Origin of the sequence: Aliivibrio logei (assembly GCF_001691055.1) — a bacterium.
GTDB classification, from domain to species: domain Bacteria; phylum Pseudomonadota; class Gammaproteobacteria; order Enterobacterales; family Vibrionaceae; genus Aliivibrio; species Aliivibrio salmonicida.
This window is the reverse complement of record NZ_MAJU01000004.1, coordinates 505,075-525,369: the sequence shown is the minus strand read 5'-3', so window position 1 is coordinate 525,369 and position 20,295 is coordinate 505,075. Positions and strand designations below refer to the sequence as shown.

The window sequence follows — 20,295 nt, the reverse complement described above, 5'->3', positions numbered from 1 at the left end:
GTCACTCCCTTATTGATGAGTTGCCACGTCTTTCGCGTGGTTTTGGAAGAATTTAGTCAAGATCTCAAGGTTAAGCTCTGAGATATCGGTGCGAGCGCCCATGCTTTTAGCGACAGGTCCCCAAGAATTTACAGTGAAGTGATTTGGTGGGATTTTGGCGTGACAGGTTGCACAGTAGACATTATCTAGCTCTTCTGCGTAATCCCATAATGGTTGGTTTGAAGCCAGAACAGGTGCATCGATAGTGCCTGTTAGATCAGCACTGCGCCATTCGTTGCCGTAAGCATCGGTATTTGCACTGCCTAATACCAGTGCTTTGATGCCCGTATCAGTCAGGCTAGCAATGATAGAACGTTGGCCTTCACCCATATAGATAACAGATTCGGCGCCCTTCATTTGGTAGCCAGAAACAGTCACCGTACGCTTGCCTTCATCGTTACTAACCGTTATTAGTTCAACCGTTGGATTGATTGTTGCTAAGTCAGCCATTTTGATGCTTTCGATCGGGTAAACTTTTTCTGCATCAGCTTTGGTGTTTTTAGCCATGTCGAAAAGGTGGTCAAACGCAGAGGTATCTAATGTGGCTTGTGGTGCAAAGTGAGCGACGCCTTTATGGCAATCAATACACGTTTGGTTATTTTCTTTCGCGTATAAATGCATTTTTTGTGCACTTGCTGATTGGTCGTAGGTTTCCATTGCATCAAAGCTATGGCAAGAACGACAAGTAGCAGAATCGTTGTCACGCATTTGAGCCCAGACGGTTTCAGCCATCGCTAAACGATGTTCTTCATACTTTTCGTCAGTGTCTATTTTTCCAGTAACAAACTCGTGATAGATGTCTTTAGACGCACGAATCTTTGTAATTAGGTAATCAATAGGTTCTTCTGGAATATGGCAATCTGCACATTCTGCACGGATGCCTTTTGGGTTACTAAAGTGAACAGAACCTTGGTATTCATGTAACGGTTTTTCCATCGTATGACATGAGACACAAAATTCAGTGGTTGATGTAGCGTGAAGTACGGCCTGCGTACCCCCCAAAGTTATCCAACCGATGGCAATACCAACGGCAGCGATTAAAGCGATATAACGTTTTTTCATAATATGATCCTTGATATAGCCATATTCTTTGTATGGTCAATCACGAATCCTACCACTTTTGTATTATTTTTCTATGAATTAAGTGCTATTTATGTCAATAAGTTTAACTTTGTTTTCTAAATTGATCTTTCTATTAATAAGACTTCATTTTATGGCGTTTTTTTAATGTTAGTTTCTTCTTTATTTGTTGTTGGGTTACGTTTTTTTGTTGCACCCTATTTCTTTTCATTTACAAAACTTTACGAATGCAAAGAATGTAAATTTAATACAAATAGAAACGATTATCATTTATATTCCATCTCAGAATTTAATCACCCGTTTTATTAATGAAAGATTTGGAGATAATGGAATATGTTTTCTAAAAGTCAGTTGGCTCTTGTTATTGGCGCAGTTTTGTCTACCCCTCTTGCTTACGCTGAAACAGACGCATCAACTACTGATGAGCACATGGTCGTTACTGGTCGTGATTACGGTTATAAAGCAGACACAAACTCAACATCAATGCGTATGGAGGCAACTCAACTAGAAACTCCTGGGCAAGTAACGGTTATTGATGAGCAAATCATTGATGAGCAACGTGCGAGTACACTAGGTGAAGTGCTGAAGAATGATGCGAGTATTGGTGCAGGTGCAACAACGCGTAACCGTGAACAATTTACTCTACGTGGTTTCGGACTAAGTAGTAGTTCTGGTTTCTTACGTGATGGAAAACAACATTGGTCTCATTATCGTCAACCTATTGAATTATTAGAACGTGTGGAAGTTTTGAAAGGCCCATCAGGTTTATTGTATGGTCAATCAGCTCCTGGTGGTCTCGTTAATATGGTGGCTAAGAAGCCAACGTATGAAACTCAAGTAAATATCAGCCAAGATCTGGGTTCTAATAATAATTCACGAACAACTGCTGATGTAAGTGGTTCATTAAATGATGCCCAAACATTACGTGGTCGTGCGATTGTTTCAAAACAAACTTACAACTCATGGCGTGAATACAGTGATGGAACGGTTCCTTCAACGGAACGTTTTGTTGGCGGATTATTTCTGGATTACGATGTAACGGAGGATGTGACTGTTTCGCTACATTATGACCGTACTATTGATGATGGTAGCGTGGATTCAGGCGCATACATCAAAGATGGTAAAACGGTGATTGGCGATGAACATATCTGGGATGCTCAATGGTCAAAAATTGAAAATGACGTTGAAAATATCGGTATTGATGTCGCTGCAAATCTGACAGAAACATGGCGTATTAATGCGAGTTATAACTACCAAGACTTTAATCGTCATGATGTAGAGAGTTTTCCGAAAGAAGAAACCTATGACCCTACAACGGGTAGCTATACCCAAGGTGGTAGTGATCGTACTGATAAGTGGGTATTCCAAACAGCAAGCATTGATCTTATCGGAGAATTCGATGCGTTGGGTGTAAGTCACCAAATGTTATTGGGCAGTAACTGGTTAGGTTATAGCTACGATCGTTTAGAGTACTCATTTAATAGTACTACTGCAACGGTTGGTGAACCAGCTGAGGCACCGGTACGTAACCCAAATAAAGATCCTCGCGATACAAGTTCAGAATATAATAACTGGGGTTTCTATGCCCAAGATATGATTACATTTAATGATCAGTGGCAAGCACTTGTTGGTGTTCGTTTTGATCGTCAAGTTGAAGAGGGCCTAGCTGAAGAGGCGACTTCTCCAAAATTTGCGGTAATTTATCACCCAACAGATACGGGTTCAATTTACGCAACCTATTCTGAAAGCTTTGAAATGCAAGGTGAAGTTTCGGGCAGTGAATATGTAAATGATGGCCAAAAATTAGATCCTTTACGCGGTAAGCTATACGAATTAGGTACAAAGTGGGAGCTAATGGATAACCAATTGTTCGTATCTGGTGCCGTATTTGATATTACTCAAGAGAATTCAACGATTGATGTTGATTTAGGTAATGGTCAGAAAGAGAAAACGCAATCAGGTGAACGTGTTCACCGTGGTGCCGAATTAGCGCTGCAAGGCTTTATCACTGAGAAGTTATCGATGAGTGGTTCTGCAACTTATTTGGATGCTGAATATGCAAAAGATGAAAAATACCAAGGAAATCGTCCTGCGGATGTTCCTGAGTACTCAGCAACAGTATGGACTCGCTATGCATTCACAAATAATACGGACGCAAACCTAGGTGCGATTTATGTAGGTGAACGTTACGGTGATGCTGCGAATACTTTTAAGAAAGACGGGTACACACGTTTTGATTTAGGTTTATCTCATACCGTTAAATATGATCAAGATCTAACGTTTGTGGCTCGCTTTAATGTTGAAAACGTGTTGGATACAGATTATCTAGCAGGTGGTGGTTCAACAGGTAAAAATGGTTATGAAACAGATGGTGCGTCAAATGTTGTTATTGGTGAAGGCCGAAACTACATGGCGACACTACAAGTTAAATACTAAGTTAGCGTAGCAAATATAAGGGAGACTTCGGTCTCCCTTTAATGCGTTTATTTGAATGTGAATTTTATCCTTTAAACATGATAATTAAGAAATCGACAATATGAATATTTTAAAAACCAGTATTGGTATCGCCCTAGCTACCATGATCACAACCGCTCAAGCCTCTACGCTTGATCAAGCACTATCTATCGAAAATAAATCGAATGCAGCCTCTGCTGTGAGCCAAACAAAAATAGATAAGAGTGCTGAAGCGACATTAACGTATAAAGCTGAAATTGAGCAGCTACAAGAAGAAGTCAAAAATCTTGCCGTTTATCGTGATCATTTGACTGGTTTAGTCGATAGTCAACAAAAAGAAATGACCAACTTAAACACTCAAATTGAAACCATTAAAGACACTCGTCAAGGCGTAGTACCCTTGATGTATAAGATGCTATCTGGCCTTACGGTATTAGTTGAACAAGATAAACCAATCAAGATTGCAGAACGTCAGCAACGCATCGAAAAACTTGATCACATGATGACAAGAGCTGATGTTAGCGATGCTGAGAAGTACCGCCGTATTCTGGAAGCGTATCAAGTTGAGATGGATTACGGCACAAAGTTAGGGTCATACCAAACTCAAATTATGGTTGGAAATGACGAAGTGATAGATGCGGATATGCTGCATTTAGGTCGAGTGTCTTTATTGGCTCGCCGTTTAGATTCTTCGCAGTACTGGAGTTGGAATACTTACCGTAACGAATGGGCATTATTAGATTCTTCATTCAATGACGATTTAGCGAAAGCTTACTCAGTGGCTTACAAACAAGTCGCACCGAGTTTATTGGCTTTACCCGTGTCTTTATCACTGAAAGAGGTGAAATAACATGTCAATCAAACCACTTATTTTAGCGATGTCTTTATTCGGTTTTTCCCTAAACACGTTAGCGGCAAGTAGCGAATTAGTTCAAGAAACAAAGCAAGCAAGCCATGTTCAAAAACAACACAATGCCGAACGTGAAGCTGGCTTTATGCTGACAGAGAAAGAATTTAAAGCACAAAAGAACGCCTTGATTGCTGAGCGTAAAAAACTGCAAAAAGAGAGCGATGAACTGAGTTCTGTATTCAGTAGTAATGAGCAATCACTTGCCATGCTAGAGCAACAATTGCATTTAGAAACAGGCAGTTTAGGTGAGTTGTTTGGCGTGGTAAGACAAACGGCAAAAGACCTTAATACTGAATTGAAAAACTCAGTGACAGGTTCAATTGATGCTAATAATACACAAGTGATTAATGACATTGTAGAGGCTAAATCATTGCCATCAATGACTCTGTTAACAGGGTTATGGCAAACAATGACTCAACAAGTGCAGGCGAGTTCAGAATTGGCGTTAATGCCGGTGACGGTAATCAATGGGGCAGGGCACCGCTCTGAAATCAATGCTTACCGTTTAGGCAATATGGCGCTTGTTGGTGATGAAGGTTTCTTACGTTGGGATAATAAAAAGAGCGTAGCAACGTATTATTCACAACAGCCTGACCTTGCGCCATCAGTCGCTACATTATCTGGTATGCAACAGCAACAAGTGATGATGATGGCAGCGGATCCATCGCGTGGCATCATGCTAGAGCAACTTGCAAATTCGCCAACGCTAAAAGATCGCCTTCAAGCGGGTGGTGTGGTTGGACAAATCATTATCGCTCTATTGGCAATTGGCTTGCTTATTTCGTTATTTAATGGTGCAAGATTGTTGGTTATTCGCCAGCAGATCCGCACTCAATTAAAAGATCCTGCACACATAGGTAATAACCCTCTAGGCCGTGTTTTATCTGTTTATGATGCAGAGAAAACTCGTTCGGTAGAGGCATTAGAACTTCGCTTATTAGAAACGATTGTTGATGAGCAGCAAGGCTTAGAAAAAGGCTTATCAATGCTTAAACTTCTTGCTGCATTAGCACCGATGTTAGGTCTGTTAGGTACAGTTACCGGCATGATCGAAACGTTCCAAGTGATCACGCAATTTGGTAATGGCGATCCTAAAGTGATGGCGGGTGGTATTTCTATGGCATTGGTAACAACCGTATTGGGCTTAGTTGCAGCGATGCCTCTGTTATTAACTCACAATATTTTGAGCTCTCAAGCGGAAAGTATTCGTACCATTCTTGAAAAACAAGGTTTGAGTTTGGTGGCTGAACAAGCAGAAAAAGAAACAATAAATAAACCAGTAGGAATGGCAGCGTAATGACGGCTTTTCTCTCTCATTTTATGGCACAAGGCGGTCCCATTTTATGGTGGTTGGGCGCAGTTGTTGCCGTGTGTTGGTTATTGGTGGTTGAGCGTGTGTTTTTCTTATTATTCACTTTTCCTGCACAACGAAAAGTATGGTTAGAGAAATGGCAACAGCGAGACGATCACGATTCGTGGTATGCGAAAACGATCCGTGATGGTTGGGTAAGCGAAGCTCACCTTCAATTAAATCAATATCTGAATTTTATCAAAGTTCTTGTGGCAATTTGCCCAATGCTCGGTTTGCTAGGCACAGTAACAGGCATGATCTCTGTGTTTGATGTAATGGCAAATCAAGGCAGCAGCCAGCCTAAATTGATGGCGTCTGGTATTTCATTGGCAACATTGCCTACGATGGCAGGAATGGTAGCAGCATTAGCAGGTATGTTTGTTCATGCTCGTTTAGCCAAAGTGTGTCGTCATAAAGAACATAATTTAGAAAAAGCATTAAGGAGTCAGTCATGAGACTTGGCCGTCGTTCTTCAAATCAAGAAGAAGCACAGATCGATTTAACATCAATGCTCGATATCGTATTTATCATGCTGATATTTTTTATTGTGACTAGCTCATTTGTGCGTGAATCAGGGGTAGAAGTGAATCGCCCTCAAGCAAGCAATGTATCGAGTCAAAAAGACGCGGGTATCTTTGTTGCTATTACGGCTTCAAACGATATTTTCATTGATAAACGCATGGTGGATGCAGAGCGAGTTCAAGCCACATTAGAGCATTTATTATTAGAACAACCAGACGCGTCGCTCGTTATTCAAGCTGATGAACATGCTTACAATGGCACGGTTGTGAAAGTGATGGATGCGGCAAAAGGGGCTGGTGTTAAAGGCATCGCATTGGCTGCGGAGAAAAGCTAATGTGGCGATTATTATTGGCGATTCCGATAGCACTTTCTATGACGGTTGGGCTGTTTACGTTTATGGCGTGGATGGTAGACAACGGTCATAACGGTAAACCAGAAAGTGGTGAGACGATTCGCTTTGATATGGTGATGGTAGAGCAAGAACAAGATGTTCAACGCCGTCAACGTCGTGTGCCTGAAAAACCAGAGACGCCACCAGAAGCAAAACCAATGGCGTCTCAAACACAAACGTCGATGGCAACGCCGCAAAGTAATATGCCGCCAATCGGTCTTGATTCAAGTATTTCAGGCTTAGCGATAAATGTGCCGAGTTTCGCCGATTTTACAGGTAACCAACAAGCGATGCCCTTGTACCGTGTTGAGCCTCGTTATCCTTCAAAGGCGATGAAAAGAGGGGCCGAGGGGTTTGTTGTTATGTCATTTACTATTGATGAACAAGGCCGTCCGACGGATGTAAAAATCACGGACGCCAAACCACGTCGAATGTTTGAAAGAGAAGCAGTTAAAGCGTTGAAAAAATGGAAATATCAACCAAAAGTGGTTGATGGGAAAGCCATTGCTCAAGTTGGACAAACTGTGAAATTGGAGTTTACGTTAGCAAAATGATGAAATTATCTTTATCTCATACTTCAGATTCGTTGAGATCTTTACGTGGCTTTATTTTAACGCTGAGTTCTGTGTTCTTACTTTGCTTAGCATTTCTATTTAGTTGCGTTTCTCAAGCACAACAATTGAGTCAATATAACGCAGCGAAAGTACAGCGAGCATTGCAATTACAACAACAAGAGAAGATGACAGAGGCGATTAATGTATTGGCAGTACTCACGCCTTCTAACGATTACGATAAAGCCTATATTCAACGTATGTTGGGTGTGTTCCATTGGCAATCAGGCAATAGTAATTCAGCAGTTAGTTATCTTTCAAAAGCGGTGAATAGTAAGCAGTTAGCCGATGAGCAGGCATGGGTAACTCAGCGTATGTTGGCGGATCTTCTACTTACTGAGCAACGCTTTTCTGATGCCTTACCTCATTATTACCAATTAACAATAACACTCCCTGAAAAGCAGAATATAGGGGATTTATGGTTCCGTATTTCTCAAACGCATTACCAGCTGGCTCAATGGGAAAAGGTCCTTTCTACATTAAATAAGCATGAACGTGTTGCTAAATATAAGAAAGAAAGCGAAAAAAGCCAATCGTTAGTGCTTAAGTTAGGCGCACAATTACAATTAAAACAATGGAAATCGGCCATCCCAACATTAAACAGCTTATTGGAATTAGAACCAAATAAAGCGACGTGGTGGCAGCAGTTATCAAGTATTCAACTTCGCTTAAATCAACCTAAAGAGGCGTTAAATACCTTGGTTCTTGCTCAACGACAAGGGATAGAATTGAGTCAATCAGAGCTGAAGTTATTGGCTCAACTTTATGCGCAACGCGGTATTCCAGAAAAGGCGGCTTACGTACTTAGTCAGCTAGATGAAGCACAAAGTGATATTGATCTACTGACAATGCAAGCAAGTTATTGGCAAGCAGCAAAAGAGTGGGATAAAGCGATAGTCATGTGGTCAAAAGCCGCAACAGTGGATACTCGTTACTACTGGCAAGTTGCCCAATTACAAATTCAAGAAGGTCGCCACCAACAGGGCTTGAAAACCTTAGATAAAGTAAAAGATTACAAAAAAACAGAAGATATCGCGTTAGCGAAAGTCAGAGCCTATTACAAATTGAACCAAATAGATTCAGCGTTACTTCATGCAAAAAGAGCCAATGATTTTACCCCTTCAAATGAAGCGAAAGGGTGGATAAAGTATTTGTCTCAGTTACGAAAGACAGCCAATAACTCGGTGTAACTTGTATTTAATGCCCTTATCGAATGATGGGGGCTTTTCCATCGTCCATAAAATAGACAGTCAATAATCCACAAACGTAAATAATGTAAATTGAATGTCAACGCAAATCATTATCAATTACATTAGCGTCTATTATTCTTACTCGATCCTGTTTTATTCATGCTGCTTAAAAACAAACAAGTACAATTGTGGGCGCGTCGCTTACATGTTTACGTATCAATGGCGCTTTTACTCGTTGTCTTATTTTTCTCGATCACAGGGATCACGCTAAATCGCCCTGATTGGTTTGTTAGCAGTTCACCAGACATCAAAAATACCACTCTTTCTATTCCTCATGATGTGCTTTTTGCTCTAGATGAAAAACAGCAAGTTCTGTGGAATAAGCCTAATACTGCCGTTTTGCTTGATTACTTAAATCAGCATTCCGACCTCTCTGGAACGCCTTCTAATGTCGATGTTTTTACCGAGATTGAAGACGGTGAATTAGTTGAGGGTGAATTGTCTTTAAATTATAAAGGCCCAGGTTATAACGCCTCTGTTTATATTGATTTAACAACATCTGTAGCAGACATTGAAAGCTCAAATTATGGCGTTATCGCGTTATTGAACGATTTACATAAAGGACGAAACAGCGGTGAGGTCTGGAAGGCATTTATTGATATTACCGCACTATTAATGGTCTTTTTTGTACTTACGGGTGTGTGCTTAATTTTACCGAAAAAAAGAACATTGATGACATCAATGAAGTGGATGGCATTAGGTTCATCAATCACGCTTGCATTGTATTTTATTGCCGTACCTTAACCCTTTTAATCTTGTATCCATAAGGACATCACAATGGCTTCACTCTCTACCTATTTACGTCATTCAATTGCTGCAATGGTATTAACAACGCCTCTTTTTGTTAATTCAGCGGCTATTTCTGAGAGTGCAAAAGTTGACGTTGCTTTTGAACTTCCGACGATTACAACAACCATGTATGCACGCCCTTATGTAGCGGTGTGGATTGAAAACAGCGAACGTAAATCAGTTAAAACGATCGAGCTGTGGGTGGGTAAAGATGAGTGGCTAAAAGATTTAAGAAGCTGGTGGAGAAAAGTTGGTCGTTATGATCGCGAGTTAATCGATGCAGTTACATCAGCAACTCGTCCAGCAGGGAAATATAAGTTTAGTTGGGATGGTAAAGATGATTCTGGTCAAGCCTTACAGCAAGGTGATTACACGTTACACATTGAAGTCGTACGTGAACATGGTGGCCGTAATTACCTACGTCAAAAAATGACACTCGGTAATAGTGATATGACTTATCAGTTAAAGCCAACAGAAGAGACTGGCGAAATCACCATCCATTATAAAAAATAATTTAGATGTCTATTTATCAGGGAATTAAACATATTATGAAAACAACATTAATGAACAGTAAGTTCAAAGCCGCAGTATTAACTGGCGTAATGGCAGCTGGTTTACTGGTTGCTACGACTGCGAACGCTCACCCTCGTTGGGTATTGCCTTCTCATTTTACGGTTTCTAAAGAAGGTGGTGATTGGCTTACGTTCGATGTTACCGCTTCACACGGTACGTTTGTATTTGATAAACCAGCGGGCAGTGATCAAGCACAAGTGGTTATGCCTGATGGTCGTACCGAGCGTCCAAACTTTGTCGTTAAAGGCAAACGTCGCTCAATGTTTGATTTCTATTTTGAAGAAGAAGGCACACATAAAGTTCGTATCAATAATGAACCAACTTACTACACCCAATATAAAGCGGGTCGTCGTGATACGGTTAAATGGATTAAAGCGACCAAAGCCGACCGTGATTTAGTGCTGCCTAAAAAATCGCGTGATGTGGTAAGTCAAGTGAGTTTCACTCGTGCTGAAAGCTATGTAACGGTGGGCAAGCCAACAACAGAAGCGATGAAGCTTGATAATACCTTGTTAGAGCTTAAACCATTAACTCACCCGTCTGACATTATTGAAGGCGAGCCAGTGACTTTCCAATTCTTCTTTAATGGTAAACCTCAAGCAGGTGTAACGGCTGATATTACTCGTGAAGGAACGTTATACCGCAATCATCAAGAGCAAATAGACGTAGTGAGTGATAAAGAGGGAAAAATTACTTTTACTCCTGAAACTGCGGGTCGTTACCTAATGAAATCAAATTATAAAGGTGAATTGAAAGACCACCCACTTGCAGAACAAGCAAGTGTAAATGTTCACTTAACGTTTGAAGCTCTACTTCAATAATGCAGTTAGCACCACTTTCCATAAAGGTTTGTGGTGCTTTTTTATCGAGATTTATCCATGACTAAAGTAAACCTGAAAACCCTTTTTGTTTCTTCTCTTCTTTTTTCTTCTGCGAGTTTTGCTCATTTTCCATTAATGAGCTGTTGGTTTGAATCGAATCAAGTGCTGTGTGAAACAGGCTACAGTGATGGCAGCAAAGCCGTTGATTATGATGTGAATATGTACGATTACGATGATAATTTGATTGCAAAAGTCACTACAGATAAACGCTCAATTGCGGAATTTACTCATCCTGAAACGGATTTTTATTTGGTGTTTGATTCTGGACATGAAAGTCCTGTTGAAGTCGATGTTGTCGAGATCTCAGAGAAATGATCATTCAATCTGTTACTCCAGATAATGGAAGCGCAGAAGGCAAATGGATCGCACTCATTATTGGGTGCATTTTGCTTATTGCGGTGGTCGCGTTGCCATATCATCAATCGAACGATGAAGGCGTAAAGCTTGAATCACACCAAGTTCTTATCACCGATTTAGCGCAAGACGATTTAGCTATGATTGCTGAGCTACGTTTAGCCTATGAAGAAATTTACGATATTCAGGCTGAATCAACAGAAGAAAATACATGGCCAGATATCGCTTATTTAGCCGATGAGTGGTTGCCTCCTTTTGTACAAGACCAAAGCTGGGAGCGTCGCGGAAAGCACCAATGGCAGCATTTAGGCAATGGCATTTATTTAGGCTTAACCTCTAAAAAAGAAGGGTCTGCGTCATTCATTTTTAACGCGAAAGGCGATGATATTGAGCTTTGGCTGCATCCTGAATTGATGTCTACGTCTATCTCCCCTGATTCAATCTCTTGGAATAAAAGCGAACTCATTCAACAGCAGTGGGTACAAGTTATCTTCCCTGCTCATGACTCCCATTTAAATTGATACCAATAAAAGATAAATAATAATGATGAAATCTATTTTATACGTACGTTCTTTTGTTCTGCTTAGCTTACTCTCTTTGTTTTCTGCGTCGGCGATGTCGACAACAAAACCTTTGGTGATTGGTATTACCTTACAGCCTTATTACAGTTATGTGAAAGCGGTCGTGGGTGACAAAGCAGAAATTCTTCCTTTGGTTGATGCTGGGTTTAATCCGCACAATTATTTACCTCAACCAAACGATTTAAAACGTTTAAATAAAATGGATGTGATTGTTGTTAATGGCATTGGCCATGATGACTTTGCGTTAAAAGTAATTTCGGCAGCAAACAACAGCGAATTAATGGTATTAGAAGCGAATAAAGATGTTCCGTTGTTGCCAGCAATGGGGCAATCGGTCGGTAAAGGGGCGGTGAACCCACACACATTTGTTGGTCTATCTACAACAATTCAAAAGGTTTACACCATTGCCAATGAACTATCTCGAATTGATCCTGAAAATGCCTTGTTCTACCGTAAAAATGCACGTAAATACGCGAAAAAATTCCGATTAATGAAGCGTGATGCAATGCTCTCTCTGGGTGAATTAGATACGGCGGGGATGAAGGTCGCAACTACGCACAATGCGTATGGTTACATTCTTCAAGAGTTTGGTGTGGATGTGGCAGCAGTCATTGAACCCGCTCACGGCGTAGAGCCAAGTGCGAGCCAACTGCAAGGCACGATTGAAAAGATCCGTGAATCTGACATTGATGTTTTATTTTATGAATTGAACATGCCAAACCGTTTTGTCGACACAATCGAAGAGGCGACTGGTGTTCAGCTGTATCGTTTTTCACACATGACGCACGGGCCTTATGAAGATGACAAAGTTGAAATCGAAATGAAATCAAATTTAGACACCTTAATCGAAGCCATGAAATTTGCCGCTGATAAGGACGCTAAATAATGTCAGGACCAGCAATTTCGTTAACCAATGTTGGGCTCACTTATGGTGAAAATACCATTCTAGATGGCGTTAACCAACGCTTTGACGCCGGTCAATGCCATGTGGTGATGGGGCCTAATGGCGGTGGTAAAACCTCGTTATTGCGTTCAATTTTAGGATTAACCGCGTTTCAAGGTGAAATCAATATTGAATGGCCAGAGCAGAAAGGCGTGATTGGTTATGTGCCACAAAAAGCAGTCTTTGAATCTAGCTTGCCACTAACGGTGAAAGATTTCATTTTATTGAATCAAACGCGAGTGCCTTTATTTTTAAGTGCGTTATGGCGCAAGAAAAGCAGCCAAGAAGCATTTGCAATGGCGCAGTTAGAGCGCGTTGGAATGTCTAACCGTGCCGATCGCCGCATGGGTCAACTTTCTGGTGGCGAGCAACAACGCGTGTTATTCGCACAAGCGTTACTGGATAATCCTGATCTACTCGTTCTTGATGAACCAACCACAGGAATGGATGAACACGGGGTTCGCTATCTTGAATCCTTAATGCATGAATTTATCGCGCAAGGTAAAACCGTATTAGCCGTTCATCATGATGTCACCGCTGTTCGTCGCCTTAAAGCACATGTGCATGTTATTAATCGTAATTTGGTTGATTCTGGTTGTTATTCAGAAGTATTAAAACCTGAGAAAATTGAGCGATTATTCAATCATTATACGGGGGCAAGTGCTCAGTACGATGCATCAAAAACTAACAATGGAGAGGCTGCATAATGGAACTGTTTCGTCAGTGGGCGTTATATGGCGTCGAGCAAGGCTTTTTAAGTGACAGTTTTTCGTATGCCTTTATGGTTAATGCTATTGTTGCTGCTATCCTTTTAGGGCCATTGTTAGGTGGGTTGGGAACGTTGGTGATTGCAAAGCGTTTGGCCTTTTTCTCTGAAGCCGTTGGTCACGCCGCCTTAACGGGTATCGCGTTAGGCGTGTTATTGGGAGAGCCCGCAGAGAACCCAATCATCGGCTTATTTAGTTTCTGTATGATCTTTGCTTTGTTGCTGCATTTTGTAAGAAACCGCACCAATGTGCCTTACGATACGTTAGTTGGGGTGTTCCTTGCCTTGGCATTGGCTGTGGGCGCTGCATTACTGATGTACGTAGCACGTAAAATTAATATTCACATGCTAGAGAACGTATTGTTTGGTTCTATCTTAACGGTTACGGACCAAGACATTGCGATTCTAGCAGGCAGTTGCTTATTGATTGTGGTGGTATTAATTCCGACGTTTAATCGTATTTTATTAACTTGTATTAGCCCTGATATTGCCAGAGTTCGTGGTTACAAAACCAATTTTTATGACTACTTATTTGTCATGATGATTACCCTTGTAACAATTGCATCGGTAAAAATTGTCGGTGCGGTTTTAGTTGGTGCACTATTGCTCATACCTGGTGCGACGGCTCGATTGTTAACTAAGAACATGGGCAGTTTTGTCTTGATGTCTGCGTTATTAGCGACAATATCGTGCTTGATTGGCACCGTATTACCAATGGAATTAGAGCTGCCAGTGCCTTCTGGGGCAGCAATTATTATTGTTTCAGCCTTCTTCTTTTTACTTGCGACCACCTACCGAATTATTCGTAAGAATTAACAGAGTAGACCTCAACAATAATCGAAGAATATGGGTATAGATAGGATAAGAAATGAAACAGAATTTAATGAAATGGATAGCGGTTGTTAGTGTATGTACAGCATCTCTATTTAGCATGAAAGCAGTAATGGCAGCAGATGTATTAACGGCAACGCCTGTGACGTATATGCTATCAAGCGAGCTATTAAAAGAGACGTCATTAACGACAAAATATTTACCACCAAATCGTTATGGGATTGAGCGTTTACCCAATTGGTTTGCTAATAAAGGGGCGAAAACCGTTCAAGATTCAGCAAAAACAGCCCAAGCGGTGGTGACGATTGGGGCTGTATGGGCTGATGATCCTCTGTATGTGAACGCAAGATACAGTAATATTCAGATTATTGAAGTCGATGCCTCTCAAGCGATAACTCCTCGTGCACAAGGTGTGGCAGCGTTACGTTTATCTGATGGAACGACCTCAAAATACGCATGGTTAAACCCAACAAATTTAATCAGAATGGTCGCGATTGTGAGTGATGATTTTCAACGTATTTGGCCTGATAAATCAGAGCAGATCCAAAAAAATCAAGAGCAGTTTATGTTGTCGGTACGTCAATTAATCAACCAGCAGCAAAAAGTGATTTTAGAGAATGATATCGACTCGGTTATTTTGTTGTCTGAGCAGTTAGAAGACTTTGCCTCTGGCAATCAATTGTTTGTGGTTGACCGTTTAACAAAACCTGCTCTTGAGTGGGCTGAAGACGATAAAGCACAGTTGAAAGACTTAATTGAAGAAGACGATTCAGTTTGGATTATTACAACTCAAAAACCAAACAAACAGATGCAAGCATTACTGCCAATGGATCGCGTATTGGTTGTCGATGCGGTTGATCGTTGGGGTAGAGTAGGAATAAACAGCAAAGCGCCATTACAGAGATGGCAATTAGTCTTATAGCCTTATTTAGACTGAGCGAGTTTAATTAAAAAAAGCAGTAGGGGCTTATTGTTACGATCTAGCACCTGCTGCTTTTTTTATGGTTTTATTTAGTGTCGTTTAAATACCAAGGGATTATGACGATGTTTTTCCTAAAGATAGGCGGATTAGATTATCATCGTATACATAATTTAAGTAAGTCGTATTTTTTGATTAACATGAGAGTCAGAAAAGCACTAAACTATCCATGTTCTTATGGTTTTTAACAAATAGGGTTGTGTCGTTTTTTGTGAGGATCGAGGAATTGTTTTATTTTATTATTTTGAATCGCTGTCATTGTTTATAAAAAGGAAAAACTATGTCTTATGTAGAACCGATTAAAACACGTAAACATCTTAAACATGCAGAAAGATATCTTAAAAAAAATCATGATCTTGCTTTTACCCTTGTTTGGAATATTGGTATAGAAAGTGGATTAAGGATTAGTGATATTCTTAAATTACAGTATCGCAATATTAATTTATCAAATGGACAGTGTGAGATCATTGAAAGTAAAGGCACATTGGCTCGTAGAGCAAAAGCAAAGATGAGGGTGTTAAAAAAAGTAAAGGAAGAATTGCTTTTTCATTATCAAGCTAGGGGGTTGTCCAAAAAAATGAGTATTATCTATATTACCCCGCCTCAGCTGATTGTTTCTTTCATCCCTAAATCTTGGGAATCGACAGTGAATGAAAGAGTAAAGCACGCAATAGACTCTGCTTCACCTGTGACACGAACTTTCTATTTAAGTGAATCTATTCTAATAACTCTTAAACAACGAAAACAAGAGTATAAAGAGCTAGCTAATGACTATATCTTTAATCGTCAGACGCTCTCAAGTAATCGTGCAAAAGGAGGGGAGGGACTGTTGACTCGACAAGCTTGTTGGTATGTTTTTTCTAAATTGACTGCGATATTGAAAGAGATTGGTGTTGATGTAAAGGTAGGGTGTCATACATTAAGGAAGAGCTTCGCTCGACATTTGTATTTTGCTACGGGTAAAGATATTGGATTGTTGATGACCGTTATTGGACATCAATCTGAAAGCATGAGTTTACGCTATATAGGTTTATCCAAAGATGAGACTGAGTTGGCTCAAAAAAAATTAATTGTCTATTTATCGAGAAAAACTCGCATATGATAACTAGACCACAAATAATGACCTTAATATTAACCATTTATAATGAGTTAAATGTATTTCATATTAAAAATGTATGCATATGTGTTTTAAACACGGCTTTATTTAACAGATGTAAGAAACGGTTCGTTTCATAAATTATTTATTAAATATCAATTGGTTACGACTAAGTTGTTTCGGTGTATTAACGTTATTTTTTATACTAAACTATTTCCTCCTATCTTTGCAAACCACTGCCTATCTTACTTTCTTATCTTTATCTAACAATCTCTTACATTTGTTAAGTAGGATTTTATTAATATACGGCTTCATATTTCCTTAAATTAAAGTAGTTTATTTTGAGGTGTACTGTTACGTCTTGGAATTGTGTTTTTATTCATGATATTACGGTGAATTCTAATTATGGACATGTTGAGAAAAAGGGTTTACGGCCGATTTCATAAGGCGGTCAATGTTTTTGGCTACTTATCTCTAGAGTCAATAATCGATAGTTATTTTGTATATCAATCTGGTTATCGAACTGATAACTCATTTGATCCCATAGAAATGGATCACGTAAATATGAATAGCATTATTCAATCTAAAAAAAATCTTACTCTGTATTCATATTTGAAAATGGAAAAATCGCTAAAGATGAGCAATCGGAATAGAAGTATTAAACATAACGGTACTTTTGATAAATTAGATACAGCTAATTCATTAATGTGCTTTTTAAAAAATAATCTATAGATATATCGAGAGCAGCCACATTCACAATTAAAATTATTTATTTAAGGTATGATTTTATGTTTTACATTGAAGATTTGAATAAAATGATCATTAATTATTCTGGGGTTATTAGACTTGAATCTGAAGATATGATGTTTATTTCTGGAGAGAAAAAACACCAATGTTCTCTTTCCGAATTTATGGTTGAATCATTTTATTTTTCTAAAAAAGATCACTTTGTAAATATTAAATTACATCGTCATATAGAATTAAAACCGATATGTTTTAGTGGTGAAGAAATCGAAACTGTCATTATTTGTGTGAATGTAAAGTATTGCCTGTATAACAGAAGGGTATTGGTTCTGGAGTTTGATCGCGATTGCAAAAAAGAAATAGAGGTTAGTCTTTATAATTTTAATTTTTCTATGGATTTTTAGTTAGTTAATTAAGGAATATAGATAATGAGTAATAAACACATATTAGTCGCTAATTCTGAAACATCATTTTTAGATTTATGTACTAATAATTTAGTCAGTGGCTGTGATGTTTATTGCACGTTTGAAGTTTGTGATGAAGATATGGGGTGGATGAAACACAACCTTAAAAGAAGTCATGGTCATGATCTTTTGTTAAGGAAAATACCCCAGAGGAAAGCGAAAAGTAATGGTTTAATAAAAAAATCAAAGCAATATTATATGGCTATTTTTTTAATGATTTTATTCTGTTTTTTCATTCGATTATTAACCGATTAAGTTCGATTTTCTTTATGTTTTCATTAAATAAAAAAGTGATGTGCAGTCTTAGTTATTTGTAAAGAGAACGTGATGACGCATCAAATTATAAAATATATATTATAAGGTTAAAATGAATAAGCTAGCAAATTTACCAACTAAACTACTCATGATTATTGCTTTCTTTGTGACATTCATTTCATTTATGTCTATTTATGTTTCTGTAGATAATTCAAATGAAGAGATTAAAAAGAACAGCGACGCAGTAGAAAAAACATACACGATTATGGGACTGGTTCAGCATTCTTTAGAGCAAGTGATTAACATAGAAACCGGTTTCAGGGGGTATATGTTAACTAATGAAAAATCATCACTAATGCCTTATGAGATAGGAGTAAGTTCAATTAATTCAGATCTTGAGACGTTGTCCACCTTTTTTTCTAATAATCCTACGACAGATCAAACGAATAGATTAAATGCACTTATAAAAACTTATTCAAATTGGAAAGAAAACGTTATAGATCAAGGGATAGAAATTCGGAATACTAAAAGTTTAAGTGAAGCTCTAGAGTTTATAGATAAAGCAGATGGAGAAAAATATGTTAATGAAATTAGAATCGTATTTGATAAAATTTCTGCTGAAGAAAAAAAATTCCTTGCTCAAAGAACAGAGTTGTTGGATGAATCATTAAGTGGATTAATTTCAATTACATTAATCTTAACGTTTATAGGTTGTTTTTGTTCTGCCGTTTTATTTTTTATTATAAATAATATTATCAATAAGAACGTTAATGAAATGTCGTCGGCTATTGCTTTATTGGCGGATGGTGTTTTAAAACCGTTGCCTATTGTTCCATCTAGAAATGAATTTTTTAAAATTAAACAAGAATTCAATAAATCGATTGGAAGGCTATCAAATCTTATTAATGAACTCACTATTTCAGCGGATAATACGAGTTCTTCTTCTGAAGAGTTGACTGCTGTTATGCAAAATACCGCTAAAAATACTCAAAGTGAATTAGCTCAAGTAGAAGAAATATCGACGGCGATTAGTGAATTATCAAGTACTTCAAAAGAGGTATCATCGAATGCGGTTCAAGCTGAAGATGAAACAAGAAAAGCAATTGATAATGTAACTGAAGGAAATAAAGCGCTAGAGCAATCTATTTTATTAACTCAAAACATTAATGAATCGGTTCAAGAAACGGCTTATATGATCGAAGAGCTAAAAAATAGCGCGATTGATATTGGAGAAGTAACAAATGTGATTAGTTCTATTTCTGAGCAAACTAATTTACTGGCTTTGAATGCAGCGATTGAAGCAGCTCGTGCTGGGGAACAAGGTCGTGGTTTTGCGGTGGTAGCCGATGAAGTGCGGAACTTAGCGGCTAAAACTCAAGAGTCGACTAAAAATATTCAAGGCATTATTTCTACACTGCAAGCGCAATCAGAAAAAGCAAATGACAATATGGTAGCAAATGTTAATTCTATTCAAGAGTCAGTGGCATTATCTCATAATGTGAAAGCTTCTTTTGATGATATTGCTCAATCTGTTCAAGCCATCTCAGATATAAATACCTTAGTGGCTACGGCTTCACAAGAGCAATACAATGTGACGGAAGATATCGCTAAAAATACCACGAGAACATTCGACTTAGTAAATGAGAATGTAGCGGCAGTGAATCAGACACAACAAGCTGCGAAAGAATTAGCGCTATTGGCTGTAAAACAAAGCGAAGAGTTGTCTTTCTTTAAGGTGAGTTAAATAAAAAAGAAAAGCAGCAGGGGTTAATCTGCTGCTTTTTTATTGTCTTTGTATAAGGTATTAATGGGGGGATATTAAATTTGGTGCGCTACTTTCATTCCAAGAAAGGCTCACCATTAATTTAACGTGCATTTCAATTAATGAGTGGGCTTTCTCATGCCATGTGGATTGGTCTTGTTGTTGATTACAAAACTCCAAGCTGAGTACCGTGAGGTGTTGTAATCGTTTTAAGCACCAATCTTTAATATCAATATCCGTTGCAGAGTTAAAGGCGGCCACCTCTAACTTAGCGCTGGCGTATTGCAACATTTGGTATGCTTTCTTCGTATTATTATACTTGGTGTGCTCAAATACTCTTAAACACCCATCTAACCAACAGGCTATTGCTTTACTTTGCTCGTCAGTCAATGTTGGCCCCCACACCGAATTAGGCGCAGAGTATAAGAGTGTTTCAAGCGTTTCTATTTGGTCATATTGCTTTGCTTCATACCAATTAGAAATCGAGATTAACCAAGTATCTAATGTCATTATGCTGCCTCATCCCAATGTTTAACGAAATGGTTGTCGCCAACCTGCTTACACCCTTCTATTACAATACTGCTGCGTTTTCGTATTTCTTTCGCTTCTATCGAATAGTTTGGTTCACTTTTGACTAAATTACCAAAAGGTAAATTTAACTGTTTCAAT

Annotated in this window: 22 protein-coding genes and 1 pseudogene; 20 read left to right on the top strand and 3 right to left on the bottom strand. The window is 38.8% G+C overall.

Features of this window, described 5'->3' with window-relative positions:
* Positions 1-9: 9 nt before the first annotated feature.
* Positions 10-1,101 (bottom strand): NapC/NirT family cytochrome c, encoded by a 1,092-nt coding sequence (locus tag A6E04_RS02635; RefSeq protein ID WP_065609789.1) that lies wholly within the window; start codon positions 1,099-1,101, stop codon positions 10-12.
* A gap of 351 nt (positions 1,102-1,452) precedes the next feature.
* On the opposite strand from A6E04_RS02635, the gene A6E04_RS02630 reads away from it, so the two are divergent.
* From A6E04_RS02630 to A6E04_RS02530, 20 genes are all read left to right on the top strand, one after another.
* On the top strand, positions 1,453-3,555 hold the full coding sequence (locus tag A6E04_RS02630) for a TonB-dependent siderophore receptor (RefSeq protein ID WP_065609787.1): 2,103 nt from the start codon (positions 1,453-1,455) through the stop codon (positions 3,553-3,555).
* Between the two features lie 100 nt (positions 3,556-3,655).
* Positions 3,656-4,423 carry a DUF3450 domain-containing protein gene (locus A6E04_RS02625; RefSeq protein WP_017021640.1) on the top strand — a complete coding sequence of 256 codons (768 nt, stop codon included), beginning with the start codon at positions 3,656-3,658 and terminating at the stop codon, positions 4,421-4,423.
* A 1-nt stretch (position 4,424) separates the two neighbouring features.
* Positions 4,425-5,780 (top strand): MotA/TolQ/ExbB proton channel family protein, encoded by a 1,356-nt coding sequence (locus A6E04_RS02620; RefSeq protein WP_065609785.1) that lies wholly within the window; start codon positions 4,425-4,427, stop codon positions 5,778-5,780.
* Positions 5,780-6,289 carry a MotA/TolQ/ExbB proton channel family protein gene (locus A6E04_RS02615; protein ID WP_065609783.1) on the top strand — a complete coding sequence of 170 codons (510 nt, stop codon included), beginning with the start codon at positions 5,780-5,782 and terminating at the stop codon, positions 6,287-6,289. The genes A6E04_RS02620 and A6E04_RS02615 overlap by 1 nt, the downstream gene beginning before the upstream one ends.
* Positions 6,286-6,690, top strand: coding sequence for an ExbD/TolR family protein (locus A6E04_RS02610; RefSeq protein WP_065609781.1), 405 nt, complete (start codon positions 6,286-6,288; stop codon positions 6,688-6,690). The genes A6E04_RS02615 and A6E04_RS02610 overlap by 4 nt, the downstream gene beginning before the upstream one ends.
* Positions 6,690-7,301 (top strand): energy transducer TonB, encoded by a 612-nt coding sequence (locus tag A6E04_RS02605; RefSeq protein ID WP_065609779.1) that lies wholly within the window; start codon positions 6,690-6,692, stop codon positions 7,299-7,301. The genes A6E04_RS02610 and A6E04_RS02605 overlap by 1 nt, the downstream gene beginning before the upstream one ends.
* Positions 7,298-8,548: a tetratricopeptide repeat protein gene (locus A6E04_RS02600; RefSeq protein WP_065609777.1), complete on the top strand. Its 1,251-nt coding sequence runs from the start codon at positions 7,298-7,300 to the stop codon at positions 8,546-8,548. The genes A6E04_RS02605 and A6E04_RS02600 overlap by 4 nt, the downstream gene beginning before the upstream one ends.
* 159 nt (positions 8,549-8,707) lie before the next feature.
* Positions 8,708-9,352, top strand: coding sequence for a PepSY-associated TM helix domain-containing protein (locus A6E04_RS02595; protein ID WP_065609775.1), 645 nt, complete (start codon positions 8,708-8,710; stop codon positions 9,350-9,352).
* Positions 9,353-9,427: 75 nt separating this feature from the next.
* Positions 9,428-9,910: a DUF2271 domain-containing protein gene (locus tag A6E04_RS02590; protein WP_244886241.1), complete on the top strand. Its 483-nt coding sequence runs from the start codon at positions 9,428-9,430 to the stop codon at positions 9,908-9,910.
* A 50-nt stretch (positions 9,911-9,960) separates the two neighbouring features.
* The gene (locus A6E04_RS02585) at positions 9,961-10,791 is read left to right on the top strand and encodes a DUF4198 domain-containing protein (protein ID WP_139078738.1); all 831 of its coding nucleotides are present in this window, start codon (positions 9,961-9,963) and stop codon (positions 10,789-10,791) included.
* Positions 10,792-10,848: 57 nt separating this feature from the next.
* A complete protein-coding gene (locus A6E04_RS02580) occupies positions 10,849-11,166 on the top strand; it encodes a hypothetical protein (protein WP_065609769.1) in 318 nt (105 codons plus the stop codon).
* Complete coding sequence (locus A6E04_RS02575; protein ID WP_017021650.1) at positions 11,163-11,726, top strand: DUF6162 family protein; 564 nt, start codon at positions 11,163-11,165, stop codon at positions 11,724-11,726. Before A6E04_RS02580 ends, A6E04_RS02575 begins: the two co-directional genes overlap by 4 nt.
* Positions 11,727-11,748: 22 nt before the next feature.
* On the top strand, positions 11,749-12,672 hold the full coding sequence (locus tag A6E04_RS02570; protein WP_065609767.1) for a metal ABC transporter solute-binding protein, Zn/Mn family: 924 nt from the start codon (positions 11,749-11,751) through the stop codon (positions 12,670-12,672).
* Positions 12,672-13,436, top strand: a complete 765-nt coding sequence (locus A6E04_RS02565) for a metal ABC transporter ATP-binding protein (protein ID WP_065609765.1) — start codon at positions 12,672-12,674, stop codon at positions 13,434-13,436. Before A6E04_RS02570 ends, A6E04_RS02565 begins: the two co-directional genes overlap by 1 nt.
* Entirely contained in the window at positions 13,436-14,311 is an 876-nt protein-coding gene (locus A6E04_RS02560; protein WP_017021653.1) for a metal ABC transporter permease, read from the top strand. The genes A6E04_RS02565 and A6E04_RS02560 overlap by 1 nt, the downstream gene beginning before the upstream one ends.
* A 52-nt stretch (positions 14,312-14,363) precedes the next feature.
* A complete protein-coding gene (locus tag A6E04_RS02555; protein ID WP_017021654.1) occupies positions 14,364-15,248 on the top strand; it encodes a metal ABC transporter substrate-binding protein in 885 nt (294 codons plus the stop codon).
* Between the two features lie 337 nt (positions 15,249-15,585).
* Positions 15,586-16,407: a tyrosine-type recombinase/integrase gene (locus tag A6E04_RS02550; protein WP_017021655.1), complete on the top strand. Its 822-nt coding sequence runs from the start codon at positions 15,586-15,588 to the stop codon at positions 16,405-16,407.
* A 782-nt stretch (positions 16,408-17,189) separates the two neighbouring features.
* A complete protein-coding gene (locus A6E04_RS02540) occupies positions 17,190-17,549 on the top strand; it encodes a hypothetical protein (RefSeq protein WP_017021657.1) in 360 nt (119 codons plus the stop codon).
* A 24-nt stretch (positions 17,550-17,573) separates the two neighbouring features.
* On the top strand, positions 17,574-17,864 hold the full coding sequence (locus A6E04_RS02535; RefSeq protein WP_017021658.1) for a hypothetical protein: 291 nt from the start codon (positions 17,574-17,576) through the stop codon (positions 17,862-17,864).
* A gap of 112 nt (positions 17,865-17,976) precedes the next feature.
* Positions 17,977-19,608: a methyl-accepting chemotaxis protein gene (locus tag A6E04_RS02530; protein WP_017021659.1), complete on the top strand. Its 1,632-nt coding sequence runs from the start codon at positions 17,977-17,979 to the stop codon at positions 19,606-19,608.
* A gap of 60 nt (positions 19,609-19,668) precedes the next feature.
* Here the strand turns inward: A6E04_RS02530 and A6E04_RS02525 are convergent, their stop codons facing one another.
* Both A6E04_RS02525 and A6E04_RS21080 read right to left on the bottom strand, forming a co-directional pair.
* Positions 19,669-20,136, bottom strand: a complete 468-nt coding sequence (locus A6E04_RS02525) for a transcriptional regulator (RefSeq protein ID WP_065609761.1) — start codon at positions 20,134-20,136, stop codon at positions 19,669-19,671.
* A pseudogene (locus A6E04_RS21080) lies at positions 20,136-20,282 on the bottom strand (ABC transporter ATP-binding protein); the annotation flags it as partial. The pseudogene A6E04_RS21080 and the gene A6E04_RS02525, both read right to left, overlap by 1 nt.
* Positions 20,283-20,295: the final 13 nt, after the last annotated feature.

What these genes read in the sequence shown, in the direction of transcription:
- A6E04_RS02635 (WP_065609789.1), bottom strand. Translation starts at nt 1,101, where the DNA reads ATGAAAAAACGTTATATCGCTTTAATCGCTGCCGTTGGTATTGCCATC.
- A6E04_RS02630 (WP_065609787.1), top strand. Translation starts at nt 1,453, where the DNA reads ATGTTTTCTAAAAGTCAGTTGGCTCTTGTTATTGGCGCAGTTTTGTCT.
- A6E04_RS02625 (WP_017021640.1), top strand. Translation starts at nt 3,656, where the DNA reads ATGAATATTTTAAAAACCAGTATTGGTATCGCCCTAGCTACCATGATC.
- A6E04_RS02620 (WP_065609785.1), top strand. Translation starts at nt 4,425, where the DNA reads ATGTCAATCAAACCACTTATTTTAGCGATGTCTTTATTCGGTTTTTCC.
- A6E04_RS02615 (WP_065609783.1), top strand. Translation starts at nt 5,780, where the DNA reads ATGACGGCTTTTCTCTCTCATTTTATGGCACAAGGCGGTCCCATTTTA.
- A6E04_RS02610 (WP_065609781.1), top strand. Translation starts at nt 6,286, where the DNA reads ATGAGACTTGGCCGTCGTTCTTCAAATCAAGAAGAAGCACAGATCGAT.
- A6E04_RS02605 (WP_065609779.1), top strand. Translation starts at nt 6,690, where the DNA reads ATGTGGCGATTATTATTGGCGATTCCGATAGCACTTTCTATGACGGTT.
- A6E04_RS02600 (WP_065609777.1), top strand. Translation starts at nt 7,298, where the DNA reads ATGATGAAATTATCTTTATCTCATACTTCAGATTCGTTGAGATCTTTA.
- A6E04_RS02595 (WP_065609775.1), top strand. Translation starts at nt 8,708, where the DNA reads ATGCTGCTTAAAAACAAACAAGTACAATTGTGGGCGCGTCGCTTACAT.
- A6E04_RS02590 (WP_244886241.1), top strand. Translation starts at nt 9,428, where the DNA reads ATGGTATTAACAACGCCTCTTTTTGTTAATTCAGCGGCTATTTCTGAG.
- A6E04_RS02585 (WP_139078738.1), top strand. Translation starts at nt 9,961, where the DNA reads ATGAACAGTAAGTTCAAAGCCGCAGTATTAACTGGCGTAATGGCAGCT.
- A6E04_RS02580 (WP_065609769.1), top strand. Translation starts at nt 10,849, where the DNA reads ATGACTAAAGTAAACCTGAAAACCCTTTTTGTTTCTTCTCTTCTTTTT.
- A6E04_RS02575 (WP_017021650.1), top strand. Translation starts at nt 11,163, where the DNA reads ATGATCATTCAATCTGTTACTCCAGATAATGGAAGCGCAGAAGGCAAA.
- A6E04_RS02570 (WP_065609767.1), top strand. Translation starts at nt 11,749, where the DNA reads ATGATGAAATCTATTTTATACGTACGTTCTTTTGTTCTGCTTAGCTTA.
- A6E04_RS02565 (WP_065609765.1), top strand. Translation starts at nt 12,672, where the DNA reads ATGTCAGGACCAGCAATTTCGTTAACCAATGTTGGGCTCACTTATGGT.
- A6E04_RS02560 (WP_017021653.1), top strand. Translation starts at nt 13,436, where the DNA reads ATGGAACTGTTTCGTCAGTGGGCGTTATATGGCGTCGAGCAAGGCTTT.
- A6E04_RS02555 (WP_017021654.1), top strand. Translation starts at nt 14,364, where the DNA reads ATGAAACAGAATTTAATGAAATGGATAGCGGTTGTTAGTGTATGTACA.
- A6E04_RS02550 (WP_017021655.1), top strand. Translation starts at nt 15,586, where the DNA reads ATGTCTTATGTAGAACCGATTAAAACACGTAAACATCTTAAACATGCA.
- A6E04_RS02540 (WP_017021657.1), top strand. Translation starts at nt 17,190, where the DNA reads ATGTTTTACATTGAAGATTTGAATAAAATGATCATTAATTATTCTGGG.
- A6E04_RS02535 (WP_017021658.1), top strand. Translation starts at nt 17,574, where the DNA reads ATGAGTAATAAACACATATTAGTCGCTAATTCTGAAACATCATTTTTA.
- A6E04_RS02530 (WP_017021659.1), top strand. Translation starts at nt 17,977, where the DNA reads ATGAATAAGCTAGCAAATTTACCAACTAAACTACTCATGATTATTGCT.
- A6E04_RS02525 (WP_065609761.1), bottom strand. Translation starts at nt 20,136, where the DNA reads ATGACATTAGATACTTGGTTAATCTCGATTTCTAATTGGTATGAAGCA.